We start from the raw sequence: 14880 nt of genomic DNA on the forward strand, positions 1-14880 counted from the left end.
ATGAAGGGAGGACCTATGGCGACAGTTAACCCTATTCAAGTACAAAAATTTTTGGCCGGCATGCATTACCCGGCGAAGAAAGACGAAATTGTGAAGCACGCGAAATCCAAGGGTGCCGACGACAAGGTAGTGCAAACACTCGAGCAACTACCAGAGGAGAGCTTTCAGACGCCTGCGGATGTCAGTAAAGCAATCGGCCAAATTGAGTAATTTCCCGGATGGGATCTCTCTAAGCGAGTCGAGACGGTATATCGGCGAGATGACGAAAGCGAGAATTGATTATCCCGAGTGACTTGAGCCAGCGCTTGCTGGGTGGGACGCCGCACAAGATTGCCGTTCTGCATGCCAAGGCACTGGGTGACCTTATTGTCACCTTGCCGGCGTTGGGAGCGATCAAAGCAACGTACCCTGACGCCGAGTTAACGCTGCTGGCAAGGCCTTGGGCAAAGGAATTTCTATCCGCGCGCCCCTCGGCCGTTGATAGAGTGATCAGTGTACCCCAACTCGCTGGGGTCAACGATGAGAGTGCGGTTGCAATGAAAGATCGCGCCGCCTGCGTGGGACAAGCGGCTCAATCAACCGCTGTAGAACAGTTCTACAAGGCAATGCGGGCGGAAAAATTTGCAGTTGTTATACATCTGCAAGGCGATGGTAAAGCGGTTAATCCGTTTATTAACAGGCTCGGGGGGGGCCTCACGGTAGGACTTCGCAATCAAGGTGCGGAGCCCATCGATCGCTTTATTCCTTATGTGCATTACCAGAGTGAAATTCTGCGCAATCTGGAGGTGGTCGCTTTGATTGGGGCGCGTACGACGCGATTGGAACCTCAGGTTGAGGTTACAGAAACAGATGAGCAAGAAACGGCTGTCGTTAGAGAAATCATTAAAGGAAAGCCCTACGTCATCATGCATGCTGGCGCTGATGACCTTCGCAGAGTCTGGCCAGCAGCGAAATTCGCCACCTCGGCTGATGAGCTTATAGAAGCGGGGTATCAGGTTGTTCTAACAGGCACGCCAAAAGAAGAAGAGATCGTAACAAGCGTGATGCAGGCAATGAAGCGTGCCGCGATCCCCTGCACTTCGCTTGGACTTGGCGGGTTAGCGGCGCTTTTACGGAAAAGCTCGCTCGTCATCAGCAACGATACGGGACCGCTCCATTTGGCGCGGGCAGTCGGCGCGCAGACAATCGGGATTTTTTGGGCGCCCAACGTGCTTAACTGGGGGCCCTTGACCCGGAACAATCATCGTCTGGCAATAAGCTGGCAACTTGAATGTCCCAACTGTGGAACCAAGCCGATTTCACCCTGGCCATTTCAGCCGATAACAGACCACTGCGAGCATTCCTGCTCATTTGTTGAGAGCGTGCCAGTCGCAGAGGTCCTTAATTTTGCGGCGGAATTATTGCCGCCGGAAGAAGCTACCGTGCGTTTTCGACAAAGCTACTGACAACCCCCTGCCACTCACCCGCGAATCGTTCTATATTAAAACGGCGACGAGCATACGCTCTGGCATTTCGGCTCAGCTGCTGGGCATGCTCGGGGTAATCTATCAGATAGCGCATTCGCTCGATTAGCTTGTCCACATCTGTTTCAACATAGCCGGTTTCACCGTTTTCAACCGTCGCTGCCATTTCCGTGGTAGCGAGCCCCAGGATCGGTACCCCAGTCATCATTGCTTCGCAAACCGATAAACCCAGGCTGGTATAGCGAATTGGATTAAAGAAGAAACGGTATCTTGCTACGAAATATGGGAGCGCGTCATGTGGCACTTCACCCAGGCCGCCAAGGTCGGCGGCTCCCATTCCTACCAGGTCCAGAGGGATCTGTGCTCGGATCTTCTCGAATACATCCAGTCCCAAACGGCGGCCGCGTTTCCGTATATTATTTACCACCACGATGCCTTTCGGATGCTCACCGGAATATCTCACGTCCTCCGGAACAATTACGCCATGATTGATGACCGTCGTCGGGGTCCGGTTACTGTCCCACATCAAGCGGTTAAAATCGGTGACGTGAACCAGCAGTATCGAAGGATCGTCCACCCAATGCCTGGTGTTGGTGGGATGTTCCTGCGGTGGATCGTGCTCAAGATAGATTTTCGGGAGGCGGCGCTGACGTTCCGACAATATTTCGTGCTGGTCAACCTCGTAATTTTTGCGGTGTTGAAAAAGTATCAGGTCAAAATCATGATCCTTCACCTGGCCGACAGGGATATCGTGCACGTTGCTCCCCCAGTCAAACCCAGGCAGCCGGCCGCCATAACCTTCGCCCTCTCCTTTCGGTAGTAAAAATTCAAACGGGGCCTGGGTAAGGTAATACAGATAATTACCATGAATATGCCAGGTAAGAACCCGTAATTTAGTTTGTATTATGAGTCTCTCCTCTCTGGTTCAGTAATGCTTTAGTGGCAAGGATAGCTGCTTCAGGCGTCCTGACAGCGCTTCCCGCTATAACGCGATGTCGAACTTGTTGGAGTGGTGCCCAAATCAACGGGTCGGTAGTTGTAAAGACGGTCACGCTTGGCGCGCCAACTGATACCGCTAAATGTGCAACCCCGGTGTCATTTGCGACAACTGCCCGGCTACCTTTTATAAGAGCCGCGAGTGTTCCGATATCAGTTTTACCCGCCAGATCAATCCCCGCGCCTGTCATTTTTTGCATTACCGCTTGCGTCAGCGGTTTTTCCTGCCTTGTGCCGGTCAAAACAACTTGCAAGCCTTGCTCTATACAACTGTCTGCAACCGCGGCAAAATGTTCTACAGGCCATGGCTTTGCAGAAATGGCTCCAGCATGTACACAGGCATACGGCCCGAGGCTAACGGATGAATATTCTTCCAACGCCAGTAATTTTTCATAGTCCGTGTCGAATAATGGAAAGTCCATGGCTTTATCATCATGAGGGATGCCTAGAAACTCAAGCAAATCGAGGCTTTTCAGCAACTCAGGCTGCTCCGCTGGATATGACAGAAAGAAATTCTGGTTAGGCCGGTATGCTTCCTTACTCGCGAATCCCGCCACTACCCTCCCGCCGAAAAGGGACACGAGAAGGTTCGATACGTTGCCTTTTCCGTGCATTTGCAAAACCAGGTCGTATTTTCGCTGTTGCATGCCGGATAGAAAGGCAGGGACGTCCTCGGCCCGGAATCGGTTTTCCGGCAGGCCGGGAAAACCCGGAAATTCGATAAAATTGTCAATGTAATGAGCGTAGCGCTTTACAAGCTCTCTATTCCAGGGGAGGCCGACATAATCGATCACCGCCTGCGGGAACGCTCTCCGGATAGCTTTCAAGGCGGGCGTAAACAACAGGAAGTCACCCAGCTTCAGCGCGCGGAAGATCGCGATTTTTTTTATGGGGAACCCGGTCACCTGAGCCATAGTGTTCTTCGTGATTCCCGTTTACGGTTTCGCTTGGCCGTCCGGTAATCCATGCGAGGCGGAATCCATTCTGACGAAAACTGTGCCTTCAACCATATATCGGCCATTCCATTAGGAAAGGAGTTTTTCATGTTTATTACCAGTCCTGCATTTCCAGCTCATGCCCATGTCCCCACTGCCTACACCTGCAACGGAGAAAATATAAGTCCCCCTCTCGAGTTCGGCGATATTCCGCCACGAACCAAAAGCCTCGTTCTTCTTGTGGAAGACCGCGACGCCGCCCCGAATCCTTGGATCCACTGGCTTGTTTTTAATATTCCCCCGACAACAACGTCCGTTCCTCCCGGTCATATCCCTGAGGGTGGCACCGAGGGTATTGCCAATGGCGGAACCCACGGGTATGAGGGTCCTTGCTCCAAGTATTTCAGTGGCGTCCACCATTACTACTTTCAGATATTTGCTCTCGATACTTTGCTTGACCTGACCGCAAAAGCGGATAAAAAACAGGTAGTAGCAACTATGCAGGATTATATTGTGGGGTCCGCGACGCTCCTCGGTCTTTGCGAAGGAACAAAAGCTGAATCATAAACTCCCGTTTCAGGAGGGTATACCCAAAGCTGGGCGCGCAGTTTCCCGTATCAATAGAACATCGGCTCACGCCTGCCTGAAGCAAGGAAGATAGGCCTCGACCATTTGGGTCGAGCCGGCTATAACGCCTTCTGAATCCATTGTCCAATCCCTACCTCCATAATCAACTACTTTTCCTCCTGATGCTCTAACCATACAGATACCCGCGACCATATCCGATAGCTTGGTGGAAGGACGGAAGAACAAATCGAGCCTTCCCACAGCTACCTCTGCCAGAGATAGAGCGGGTGCCCCAAAAATCTTCGCTGCGCGGGCTCGTTCCAACACTCGCGCAAGTTGCTGCAGTGTCTGCGGACGGGTTTCCATTCGCGAAGAAAAATCGAGGGCGACAATAGCTTTCGCTGGGTCGACTTGAGTGCGTGCTAATGCAGCCTCTCCGTTCACTCTTACTTGCTCACCTTCTTGGGCGCTGTATAAGGTTGCGTGTATTGGATCATAGATGACCCCGAGGACAGGTTTTCCGTCACGGAGCAGTCCAATCGAGACAGCAAGAAGCGGAGGATAGCCGCTCATATTTTCTGTTCCGTCAAGTGGATCAACAATCCAGTGGTCGCCGTGGTGGGAAATATCACCGCCGCCTTCCTCTCCATAAAACCCGCACGCATATATTTTCAAAAGCCCTTCTTTCAACAGCTGTTCAGACTCCTTGTCAGCATCGGTCGCTACCTGCCGCACAGATTTAAATACATTTGCGACTCCCCGCGAATAGTGGCGCTTAACGATCTCACCCGCGCTCACTGCTATTTTCTCTATTTTTTCAATCAATCTCGTCGTCTTCAGGGAATTGTCGTTAAACACGCCATGATTGCTCTCATCTTTTCGTGCCAGAAGGTATCAATAGAGCGTTCTCGCAGGTTTACAGAGCCAGCTCCCTTGGAATGTCAAAATTTCGGTTCGTCACGGTCGTCTGTACTTCTTGATGATAAGCTCCGGATGGGATAAGACCGCACCCCCCATAGCGTTTCATGACTCTCAGTTGGGCGAGCACATCTTCTCCAGCATGCTCTTCCGGTACGTCTCTCCAAAATTCAAATCCGCCGGTTGCGCGCAGTTTTACAGTGTCATACAGTACGCAGCCACCGACCCAGGCCACCTTGTATTTTTTTTGCATATCTGGAGTGAGTCGTAATTTTTCCTGAATATGGAGGATATTCGCTGCATTGTGCAGCGCGTAGCGCTGCCATCCTGAACCCCCGGGAGTGATGAATTCCGGTTCAACCGGTCCCTCCCATAACTCGATTGCCTCTTCCTGCGGCCGATAGTCCTCATTGAATGACATTCCGATCAGCGCTTGTCCCACAAATCCAATCTGTTCTTCCCCGAGGGCCTGTGACATATTGCCGACGACAAAAGGCTCCAGCAAAACGTCATCATCGAGATAGAGGCAGTACGGGGACTCGGCAGAGTCCAGCAAAAATTGACGTTGCTGAGCCATGCCGCGCCTCGGGGAGTTGGATAATTGACGCACCGGGTGCCCTTTTTTCTCCAGTAACCTGATTGCTGTTTGGACGGAAGAATCGTGATAAACGAGTGCGCTATCGCTCTGGTCGGAAATGACGACGGTAAAATCGCGGAACTGCTGAAAACAAAGTCCGGTGAGGGTGACCGCAAGAGCACCGGGCCGGTTATAAGAGGGAATCAGCACAGTTATTCGCTCTCGCATAACTCATCCCTTACCAGTTCATTAACCGCTGTCGTAATCGCCTGAGGCGAAGCCCGAGGTGCGGATACTTCCGGGAAAGACTGAAGCAGCCGGTTCTTCGTCCGCAGTTCCGGGCGTACTTCAAAATAGAGCACGCGGTTCAATACCTTCCACGGCGTGTGCTGAGGGTTGGTTTTTGCATATAGCACCACGACGGGCGTTCCGACGGCGGCAGCAATATGGACGGGGCCGGTATTATTCGAAATTAAAACCGGCGCAGCCGCGATCAACGCGATAAGTTCTGCAACTGATAATTCGCCCGCCAGGTTAACTGCGCCGTCGCCGAGCCGATGGGCAATTTCGCCAACATAACTTCGCTCGCTGCTGCTACCCGTAAGGACAACCTTGTGACCTTGTTCCATGAGCGAGCGGCACGCGGTTATATACTCATCCGCAGGATAGCGGCGCTTTTCTTCACTTACCCCGGCGTGAAGCACGAGCCATTGCTTATCCGTACGGATCCCAAGTGCAACTAACTTGGCCTGAATTGTTTGCCGGCTTTCTTCCGAAACCTGGAGCGACAGTGCTGTATCCGACGTCGCTCCTCCTACCGTTTCGACCAGCTCGAGCTGTCGTCGAACCTCATGAACAATGTAATCCAGCGGCTCCTTATCAGGTAACCAGTGGCTGATGAGCTGATACGGATTCTCGCGGCAGTAACCGAGCACGGCTTTGATACCTGCCTGATAGCACAGCATGGCCGCAGGCAATGGATTCTGGCTATATGACGTAAAAATCGCGGCTGCGTCAAACCGCCTGCTTCTCAACTTATCGGCGAGCGCCAGCAATTGTTGCTCCCCATTGATTTCGTCCGTTTTAACCCACGGGACATCAAACGAGATAATTGCGTCCACCTCCCGTATAAAGGGAGCGACGGTTGCCCCTGCGCTGGATGTCAGCAGGGTTATTTGCCTGCCCAAAGCAGATTGTTTCAACGCCCGAATTGCGGGCTGGCTCATCAGCACATCGCCCATATTATCAAGACGCACACATAGTATGTTCTTGTAATTCCCCCAGGCATCAGAGAACATGGTTCGCTTTCTGACTATGCGGTTTGCGTATCAAGACTTTTAATTTTCAAAATGATGTTCGTTGTCGACCGATCTTGGACAAAAGGCATGATTTCGATTTTTCCACCATAGCCCAGTACCACGGGCGCTTCGGGCAGGTTGTCGACAGTGTAATCGCCGCCTTTTACATACAGATCAGGCTGAATAACCTCGAGCAGGCTTATAGGCGTGTCTTCCTCGAAAGACGTCATGAATGTCACTGACTCCAGCCCGGATAGGATGCGGATACGTTCACTTAAATTATTGATGGGCCGGTTGTTTCCTTTCAGACGTTTGATACTTGCGTCGGAGTTCAGACCTAATACCAGGGCATCGCCTAGCGTCCGAGCCTGGTCGAGGTAGGTAACATGCCCACTGTGGAGCAGATCGAAACACCCATTGGTAAATACGATGCGCCGGGCCTCTTTTCTCAGATGATCGATGCGGTTTTTTAATTCTTGCCAGTCATCAGTATATTTACTGCCATTCCCCAGGTAATGACTCAACTCGCTCTTCGTACAGGTAGCAGTGCCGGATTTTTGTAGTATGACCACAGCAGCCGACTTGGCGATCTCGCCGGCAACTTCGATGGATGCACCGCTTGCCAACGCAAGGGTGAGAGCGCCCACATACGTATCACCGGCGCCGGCAGCCTTGGTGTTCTCCACCGGCTTTGAGAAGGTACGGTAGGGTTCTTTGCCGTGCTGAAACAGCAGCGCGCCCTCAATATCAAGCGTGGCCGCGACATACTTCGTTCCTGTTTTTTTCAAAAGCCGCTGGCCATGGCGTCTGATTTGCTCAGACCGCTTGCCGCTTGCGGCTGGTTCGGTGATTGCAAGGAGTCTCACAAGTTCCTGGTAATTGGGTTTTGCAACCGTGGCCCGCAGGTGGCTATATTTATCAAGGGACTTTGCATCAATTACTAAAATACTTTCCTTTTTGTGTTGCAAAGCGCCAAGGGCGCCAATGACCTTATCGGTCAAGATGCCATAGCCATAGTCCGACACAACGACGGCATCAACCCGGTGAAAGTTGTTTTTCAGATTGCCGATGACCTGCCGCTCGTAGTCAGGGTGTATTGCTTCGGTCGTGCCGGAGTCGAAACGCACGAGCAGTTGATTACCCGCAGTTACCCGTTGTTTAGTAATTGTCCGGCGCACCGGATCGCTTAAAACGAGCGAAGTATCGAGACCATGGCCAGCGAGCGCATCTTTTAGCAGTTTGGCCTCGTGATCGCTCCCCACAACGGATATATAGTGAACTTTGGCACCTAACTGCGCCAGATTCGCGGCGGTATTCGCGGCTCCTCCCGGCACTGTTTTGACGTCTCTGATATCGACTATTGGAACGGGCGCCTCTCTGCAAATCCGGTCGGCGGAGCCATCCATATAAACATCAAGCATGGCATCTCCAATCACCAGTACACTTAAATTACTGAAGTGATTGATAGTGGCAAGGTAATCGCCATTCATACTGTCTCCTTTTGCCTGAGCCTCGTTAACACCAGGAACCAGGAATCCCCGATCAGCTGAATCTGATAAATAGCCAATTCAACCGCACCGTTGATGGCAAGAGGCGCGCACCATTGCGCCTAAGATGCGCCCCACTTCGCGGTTATGTTGTTGAGGTAGGACATGCCTCTTCGTTTTTTGGCGGATGTATCCGATTAGTGACATCACTCTTGACGAAGCCCGTCGCAGGTCCGCAAATAACCTGCGCTGCTTCCGTCCACGCTTCGACCGAGTATTCAGGTTGCCTGTAGGCACCCTTCACCCATTCGGTTTCGTTGCCGTCATCGAAATGAACAGTACGGCAGCCGGCACGATTACCGGCTTCGATGTCATGCAGGATGTCCCCAATCATCCATGAAATCCGGGGCTCGATGGAATGGTCCTTCGTTGCTCTCAAAATCATTCCCGGCATTGGCTTACGGCATCCGCAACCGTCGCTCAGCTCGTGAGGACAGTAATAAAATGCATCCAATTTCACGCCGTATGCCGCAAGCAAGGTCTGAATTTGCACGTTAACAGGCAGCAGATCATTTTCTTTGAACAAGTTTCGGGCAATCCCTGGCTGATTGGAGATGACGATCAGCTTATATCCCTCGTTTTTCAAGTGGCGAAGCGCTACGCCGGCTCCCGGCATAAGCTGGATATGCCGGGGATCAACGTTGTACGGCACGTCGCGAATAAGCGTTCCATCTTTGTCTATGAATACGGCGCCGCCGACTTCTACGGCCATGAAGTTTCCCTCATCGGGAGCACCATGACCTCGGGGATCACCGTTTCATCTGGCTGCGTCAGCACAAAGTGTACGGTTTCGGCCACATGCTTGGGATCTTGGAGAACATTTGGATCAGTCTCGGGGAATCTCTCCAGGATAAAGGGTGTACGCATGCCGCCAGCAACCACGGAGGTCACTTTTATATTGTCCCGTCGGGCTTCGGCATGCAGAGAGTGGCCAAACCCGAGCAGACCCCACTTGCTTGCATGATAGGCAGTTGCTTCGGTCCAGGCTCGCTTGGCTGCCGTAGAGGTAATATTGACAATGTGGCCCTTACCTCGACGCTTCAAGAATGGATAGACGGCTTTCGACAGGAGAAAAGGTCCTCGTAGATTGACGTCGAGCACGCGGTCCCAATCAGCAATCGTTAAATCTTCAATAGAAAGCGTCGTATCTGTGCCCGCATTATTGATCAAGATATCGATTTGCCCGTGTTCCACCAAGATGCTATCGACTGTTTGCTGAACGTGATGCTCGTTACTGACATCCAGCACATAGGCATAAGCACTGCCACCTGCTTCCCTGATCGCCCGGGCTACGTTTTTAACCTGCTCTTCCTTGATATCACAGCCACAGACAACTGCGCCCGCTGCGCCGAGCGTGAGTGCAATCGCCTCGCCCAGCCCCTGACCCGCGCCGGTGACAATAACCACTTTATCCGCAACGCTCTGTCTATTCATGCGACATTTTCCCCTTGTTGACGGACTTCACAGATGGGCGAGTCAGCTGGAATTGCATCATTGAACAATCTTCCGGTACTTTGACGATATTCAGTTCATCCGCCATGATTTGCTGTTCTATCAGGTGGCTCAGAACATGGACGACGTGGAGCTGAACTTCCTGAATACGCGACGTTTCGTTTGACGGGACGATAATGTTCACATCGGTCAATTCCGCAGCGGGGCCGCCGTCTTTGCCGAGCAGGCCGATACAGAACATTTCTCGCGTTCGAGCCGCCCGGATTGCGTTGACGAGATTGGGTGACCGGCCGCTCGAACTAATTACCACCAAAACATCGCCTGGCCGGCCATGCGCCTCGATCTGCCGGGCGAACACCTCATCAAAGCTGAAATCGTTTGCCCACGCCGTTACAAATGTCGTATCCGCCGTAAGCGCCATTACGGGCAAGCCACGCCGGCCGTCAGCCTCAAACCTGCCGACGAGTTCTGATGCAAAGTGTTGAGCTTCAGCGGCGCTACCCCCATTACCGCAAACGAGCATCTTTCCCCCGCGCGCAAGCGAGCGGTAAATAGCCTGAGCCGAGTCGAGGGTGGCCAGACGTATTTTTCGCCTGGATTTTTTTATGGTTTCAATTAATGACTCGAACGAATCGTCAATGTATGAAAGGGGATCATCCTCGCCGTCCGTCCGTAACGGACTGAGGGTCGCAATTCGCTCGTACATGTTGGCGGTCAGGTGCGTTGCCTTCATCCAGGTGAGGTTCTCGTTCACATGACGAATCGCGTTTTCCTTGAAGTAAGTCATTAGCGTATTGCTGCTCAACAACTCAATGATGCGCTGGGCGAGCACCGCAGGGTTGTTGGGGGGAACCAGAAAGCCGGTCTTGCCATCGATGACGGTTGATTTAATACCGCCAACATTCGACCCGAGCACTGGGGTCCCGCAGGCCATGGATTCAAGCGGCGTGATACCGAATGGCTCATACCATGGCGTAGTTGCGAATACATCCGCGGCACTATAATAATAATGCAGCATGTTGCGCGAACGGCGGCCGACAAAGGTTACGACGTCGCCTACGCCCTCCCCATCGGCGAGTTTTTGCAGGCGTCCGATTTCAGGGGTGATTTCAGGATCGGGTTCCTCCGATTCGCCGCCTACAACCAGCAAGCGTGCCTTGAAGCTATGCTCCCGCCGCATATGGGCAAGAGCCTTTATGACGTTATCGATTCCTTTGCGTGGAACTAGGCGACCGAGTTGGAGGATGATCTTTTCCTTTGGGTCAAGGTTTAACGCCATGCGCGCGAACAGCTTATCAACCGGGTAAATCTCATCCGATCGGAAGCCGTTAGGAATAATCGTTATTTTGTGGGGGTCAGCCTGATAAAGATTAACCAGGTCGTCGCGATCCTGAGGACATAGCGCCACGATTTGGTCGGCCTCCGCTAATACCCGTTCTTCGATCGCAAAACCTTCATCCGGGAACCAGTCATTCTTCCCTTGATGGAGGCGACGTACCTTCGCCAGTGCGTGCAACGTGACGATGAAGGGAATGCCTATTTTCTGCTTTATATCAGCCGCCACCTGGGCAGACATGAAGAAGTGGGCATGTATAAGTTTGTAGGGGTTATTTTCCGCTTCAATAAAGCTCAGCATGTTTCGGGTGAAGGCTGGCATATGCGGGAGCAGCTTCTCTTTGGGAAGAGACGTCAGTGGACCGGCCTCCACGTGAACGATTCGTACCCCGCTCCGCCAGTTGACGATCTTTGGCACCCTCTGGTCGTCCCAGCGAGTGAAAACGTCTATTTTGTAACCTATGGCCGCCAGATGTTGGGCTAATTCGGCGACCGCAATGTTCTGCCCGCCAGTGTCGACCCCCCCGATGGCAGCTAGTGGTGAGGCATGCTCACTTATAAGCGCTATTCTCTTCTTCATATTTTTTCCGGCTATGGTGAGGCCGGCCTTGTTTGTACTTGCGAGATATAGAAGTCGCTAGAACCCCGGTTGACACCTTCAGTTGGGCCGAGGCCGTCGTCCCTTTAGGCATCGTCTCAGGTAACTTTCCGAGATATGAAAAAATGTTCGTTCTCATCCTTAAGTAAAAACAAATTAATTCAGACGTTCCTGTCCAGTCTGTTCGCCGGCGCACCAAGTCTTCAGGTTGGTTTGGACGCGGCGGTGTTGATAATCAACTGGACACAACGCAGCGTCTCAACTGCGGTCTTGCCCGCTATGGAGGTTAAAAGTGAGTTTTTGGGTGCCGGGGCAAGGCCTTATCGGCCTTTATTGTTTTGCTGAGCTAACCGAGCGGGTGCACAAAAACTGGATGCTTCCGGGAAGGGGATGATTGCAGGTCAGCACCGCATTCTGGTGATGTAAAACGTTGCGATTGAAGGTGAGGTGCTACCCGGCCGCGACAGTGTGCGGGCGTCGGGCTGTGGATTCGAATCTTATGGCGTTCGAGCACCGATGACCTGCGGGTTCGATAAGAAGTCGTTCTGGAGAAGACCGGCTGACATGTCCGTTTTTTATTGCACGGCGGAGCGGTGGTTCCCGGGTATACAGGAGGGCAATGCAACGGCTAGATACATTTCATCCGTCAAGCAGTTTCCACGTTACGCTGTTCCCCGCCCGGAGCGGGATTAACGCATCTCCCCCAAATTCCAAATGCGTGGGAACGTTCCATTTTTCTTTTTTTAAGCTGATGCTGCCCTCATTACGCGGCAGTCCGTAGAAGGCGGCGCCATGAAAGCTGGCAAAAGCCTCCAGCTGGTTAAGCGAGCCCGCTTGTTCGAAAACCTCCGCATAGAGTTCTATCGCCGCATGAGCGGAGTAGATGCCTGCACAGCCGCAACCAGTTTCCTTCGCCGATCTTGGATGGGGAGCGCTATCGGTGCCCAGAAAAAATTTCGGGTTGCCGCTCGTGGCGGCTTCAACCAGTTTTTCGCGATGGGTTTCACGCTTGAGTACCGGGAGGCAATAATGGTGAGGATTAATGCCATTCTGAAACAGGGCATTGCGATTCAGCAGCAGGTGATGAACGGTAATGGTCGCGGCGACATTAACCGATGCCCCTCTCACAAACTCTACCGCTTCCCCGGTAGTGATATGCTCGAACACAATTCGGAGATTTGGAAACCGTCTCGTAATGGGGATCAGCACCCGGTCCAGGAAAATTTTTTCCTTGTCGAACACGTCCACTTCAGGGTCCGTAACTTCGCCGTGTACCAGTAGCGGCATGCCGGTCTCTTCCATTGTTGCAAGGGTCCGGTAGCACTTGGCAATGTCGGTCACTCCCGCGTCCGAGTTGGTGGTTGCACCAGCGGGATAGAATTTCAGGCCATGTATTGCACCGCTTTTACGGGCATGAATGATTTCCGATGGCGGCGTGTTATCGGTAAGATAGAGCGTCATCAGAGGCGTGAAATGCAGGCCCTGGGGCAGCGCGTCGAGGATACGCGCGCGATAGGCAACCGCCATCTCCGTTGTCACCAACGGCGGTTTGAGGTTGGGCATGACAATAGCGCGGGCAAAGCGCCGGGCGGAGTCCGGCAGCACGGCGCGAAGTTGCGGCCCGTCCCGCAAGTGAAGATGAAAGTCGTCCGGGCGAGTGATCGTTAGTGTGGTCAAATGTGGCCCTGGCAGATGTAACCGAATACCCAATCCAAACAAAACTAAGCACTGTCGGGGGATTACGTGTTGCTCTGGCTGAATGTTTCGCAGGTACGTCGCAGTGAAACATCATCCGATATCCAACGGGACCGGATCGGACGGGGGAAGTATTCTTTCGTGCGAAGCTTGTCAGAGCGACGTCTACCCTATTTTGACGCCCCCTTTTCCGCTAATCCGAAATGCGGCCCATAAGGGTGTCGCTGGTATGAACAGCTTTTTCAGCTATTAGCTCAGTGGCGGCGGCGACCTGTCCCCAGGTATTCCAGAGCAGCACACCGCGAACGCGCCCTTCACGTAGGTAATAGATCACACCTTTGCGAAACGGCTCCTTCCAGTCTTCAACAACATCCAAGCTGGAATCGAGTTCTCCCACGGCTTCGTAGCCTAAATCGAACAGGTCGGAATAAAAGAAAGGTAGATGAAGGTAAGCGTTTGATTCTCCGGCCATGTTCCGTCCGGCCATCTCGCCCATCGTATTAGCATTGTCCTCATGTTCAACACGCATGGGTTTATCCAGGAAGGCATTGTAGAAATTCGCCACATCGCCCGCTGCGTAGATGTCCTGATCGCTGGTGCGCAGAAGTGCATCCACAACTACGCCATTATCAACCTTAAGGCCAGCCTCTGCCGCCAACTCGATATTGGGTTGTATCCCCAGGCCGGCCACAATCCCGTCGCCGGATAATTCCGTCCCGTTGCCGGTAGTAACGATCGTTTTGTTGCCTTCGGTCCGCACGGATTTTACCGTTTCTGTCGTATGCAGCGTGATACCTTTTTCCCGATAATAGGAATTGAGGAACTCAACCAGAGGTGCCGGGTAAACCCGTGAGCCTAGTCCATTTTCCGGGAACACCATCGTGACCCGTTTATTGTTCATTGCAAGCGCAGCCGCAGTCTCGGAACCGATGAAACCGCCGCCAATAACAATGAAATCGAGGCCGCGTTCGCTCAGTTCCCGCAACTTCCGATAGTCATCCGCCGTCCTGAAATAAATGATGTTGCTGTTGAAATCGGGAAAGCGCCGGGGACGCCCACCTGTAGCGAGCAAGAGCTTCTCATACGTGTAAGTATTTCCGACGTCATCGGTTGCCATCTTTTTTTTTGCGTCGAGAGCGACTATTTTCTTGCCGAGGTGGATGGCGACGTTGAGACCGTGCTCGTTACGCCAGATAGACTCATACGGACTGCCTTTCCATAGCGCCTTGGTCAGCGGAGGGCGATCATAAGGCGGGTGCCGTTCCTCGCAGATCATCGCGATAGCCCCATTCTGGTCAATTTTACGAATGCCGTGAACAGCAGAATCGGCCGCCATCCCACCACCAACGATGAGGTATTTGTGATGTTTCATGATTCTTCCTTTTTAAACGCACCGGAGAGCGAGGTCGGAATGTGCCAATGATAACATTCGGGAAACGTTAAATATCTGTTCTAAGGGTTGTTTTGCCAGCTGAGGAACTCTGAACGGGGGTATCCCA

General features: G+C 52.6%; 14 protein-coding genes. 3 read left to right on the forward strand and 11 right to left on the reverse strand.

Going from position 1 to position 14880, the window contains the following annotated elements; all coding sequences use genetic code 11:
* Positions 1–15 precede the first annotated feature (15 nt).
* Both C8R31_RS08425 and C8R31_RS08430 read left to right on the forward strand, forming a co-directional pair.
* Complete coding sequence (locus C8R31_RS08425; protein ID WP_107693637.1) at positions 16–210, forward strand: DUF2795 domain-containing protein; 195 nt, start codon at positions 16–18, stop codon at positions 208–210.
* A gap of 65 nt (positions 211–275) precedes the next feature.
* Positions 276–1445 (forward strand): glycosyltransferase family 9 protein, encoded by a 1170-nt coding sequence (locus tag C8R31_RS08430; RefSeq protein ID WP_146164574.1) that lies wholly within the window; start codon positions 276–278, stop codon positions 1443–1445.
* Here C8R31_RS08430 and C8R31_RS08435 read toward each other — a convergent pair.
* Entirely contained in the window at positions 1417–2220 is an 804-nt protein-coding gene (locus C8R31_RS08435) for a glycosyltransferase (protein WP_258192638.1), read from the reverse strand. The genes C8R31_RS08430 and C8R31_RS08435 overlap by 29 nt on opposite strands.
* A gap of 136 nt (positions 2221–2356) precedes the next feature.
* Positions 2357–3373, reverse strand: a complete 1017-nt coding sequence (locus tag C8R31_RS08440) for a glycosyltransferase family 9 protein (RefSeq protein ID WP_107693640.1) — start codon at positions 3371–3373, stop codon at positions 2357–2359.
* Between the two features lie 129 nt (positions 3374–3502).
* Here C8R31_RS08440 and C8R31_RS08445 point away from each other — a divergent pair, with 129 nt between their 5' ends.
* Positions 3503–3961 carry a YbhB/YbcL family Raf kinase inhibitor-like protein gene (locus C8R31_RS08445; RefSeq protein WP_107693877.1) on the forward strand — a complete coding sequence of 153 codons (459 nt, stop codon included), beginning with the start codon at positions 3503–3505 and terminating at the stop codon, positions 3959–3961.
* A 66-nt stretch (positions 3962–4027) separates the two neighbouring features.
* Here C8R31_RS08445 and C8R31_RS08450 read toward each other — a convergent pair whose 3' ends face one another.
* The 9 genes from C8R31_RS08450 to C8R31_RS08490 all read right to left on the reverse strand — a co-directional run bounded on the left by C8R31_RS08450 (position 4028) and on the right by C8R31_RS08490 (position 14753).
* A complete protein-coding gene (locus C8R31_RS08450; protein WP_181320514.1) occupies positions 4028–4819 on the reverse strand; it encodes an inositol monophosphatase family protein in 792 nt (263 codons plus the stop codon).
* A 58-nt stretch (positions 4820–4877) separates the two neighbouring features.
* Complete coding sequence (locus C8R31_RS08455; RefSeq protein WP_107693642.1) at positions 4878–5684, reverse strand: glycosyltransferase family A protein; 807 nt, start codon at positions 5682–5684, stop codon at positions 4878–4880.
* Positions 5669–6754, reverse strand: a complete 1086-nt coding sequence (locus C8R31_RS08460; RefSeq protein WP_107693643.1) for a glycosyltransferase family 9 protein — start codon at positions 6752–6754, stop codon at positions 5669–5671. The genes C8R31_RS08455 and C8R31_RS08460 overlap by 16 nt, the downstream gene beginning before the upstream one ends.
* A gap of 14 nt (positions 6755–6768) precedes the next feature.
* Complete coding sequence (gene rfaE2 / locus C8R31_RS08465; protein ID WP_107693644.1) at positions 6769–8244, reverse strand: D-glycero-beta-D-manno-heptose 1-phosphate adenylyltransferase; 1476 nt, start codon at positions 8242–8244, stop codon at positions 6769–6771.
* Between the two features lie 142 nt (positions 8245–8386).
* Positions 8387–9013, reverse strand: coding sequence for an HAD-IIIA family hydrolase (locus C8R31_RS08470; protein WP_107693645.1), 627 nt, complete (start codon positions 9011–9013; stop codon positions 8387–8389).
* A complete protein-coding gene (locus C8R31_RS08475; protein WP_107693646.1) occupies positions 9004–9735 on the reverse strand; it encodes an SDR family oxidoreductase in 732 nt (243 codons plus the stop codon). Before C8R31_RS08475 ends, C8R31_RS08470 begins: the two co-directional genes overlap by 10 nt.
* Positions 9728–11668, reverse strand: coding sequence for a glycosyltransferase (locus C8R31_RS08480; RefSeq protein WP_107693647.1), 1941 nt, complete (start codon positions 11666–11668; stop codon positions 9728–9730). Before C8R31_RS08480 ends, C8R31_RS08475 begins: the two co-directional genes overlap by 8 nt.
* A 657-nt stretch (positions 11669–12325) precedes the next feature.
* A complete protein-coding gene (pyrC, locus tag C8R31_RS08485) occupies positions 12326–13363 on the reverse strand; it encodes a dihydroorotase (RefSeq protein ID WP_107693648.1) in 1038 nt (345 codons plus the stop codon).
* Positions 13364–13574: 211 nt separating this feature from the next.
* A complete protein-coding gene (locus C8R31_RS08490) occupies positions 13575–14753 on the reverse strand; it encodes an NAD(P)/FAD-dependent oxidoreductase (protein WP_107693649.1) in 1179 nt (392 codons plus the stop codon).
* Positions 14754–14880: the final 127 nt, after the last annotated feature.

The organism is Nitrosospira sp. Nsp2 (genome assembly GCF_003050965.1).
GTDB lineage: Bacteria > Pseudomonadota > Gammaproteobacteria > Burkholderiales > Nitrosomonadaceae > Nitrosospira.

Excerpts from the sequence above, each read along its gene's own strand:
- C8R31_RS08475 (WP_107693646.1), bottom strand. The coding sequence starts at position 9,735 with ATGAATAGACAGAGCGTTGCGGATAAAGTGGTTATTGTCACCGGCGCG.
- C8R31_RS08425 (WP_107693637.1), top strand. The coding sequence starts at position 16 with ATGGCGACAGTTAACCCTATTCAAGTACAAAAATTTTTGGCCGGCATG.
- C8R31_RS08490 (WP_107693649.1), bottom strand. The coding sequence starts at position 14,753 with ATGAAACATCACAAATACCTCATCGTTGGTGGTGGGATGGCGGCCGAT.
- C8R31_RS08480 (WP_107693647.1), bottom strand. The coding sequence starts at position 11,668 with ATGAAGAAGAGAATAGCGCTTATAAGTGAGCATGCCTCACCACTAGCT.
- C8R31_RS08455 (WP_107693642.1), bottom strand. The coding sequence starts at position 5,684 with ATGCGAGAGCGAATAACTGTGCTGATTCCCTCTTATAACCGGCCCGGT.
- C8R31_RS08445 (WP_107693877.1), top strand. The coding sequence starts at position 3,503 with ATGTTTATTACCAGTCCTGCATTTCCAGCTCATGCCCATGTCCCCACT.
- C8R31_RS08470 (WP_107693645.1), bottom strand. The coding sequence starts at position 9,013 with ATGGCCGTAGAAGTCGGCGGCGCCGTATTCATAGACAAAGATGGAACG.
- rfaE2 (WP_107693644.1), bottom strand. The coding sequence starts at position 8,244 with ATGAATGGCGATTACCTTGCCACTATCAATCACTTCAGTAATTTAAGT.
- C8R31_RS08440 (WP_107693640.1), bottom strand. The coding sequence starts at position 3,373 with ATGGCTCAGGTGACCGGGTTCCCCATAAAAAAAATCGCGATCTTCCGC.
- C8R31_RS08460 (WP_107693643.1), bottom strand. The coding sequence starts at position 6,754 with ATGTTCTCTGATGCCTGGGGGAATTACAAGAACATACTATGTGTGCGT.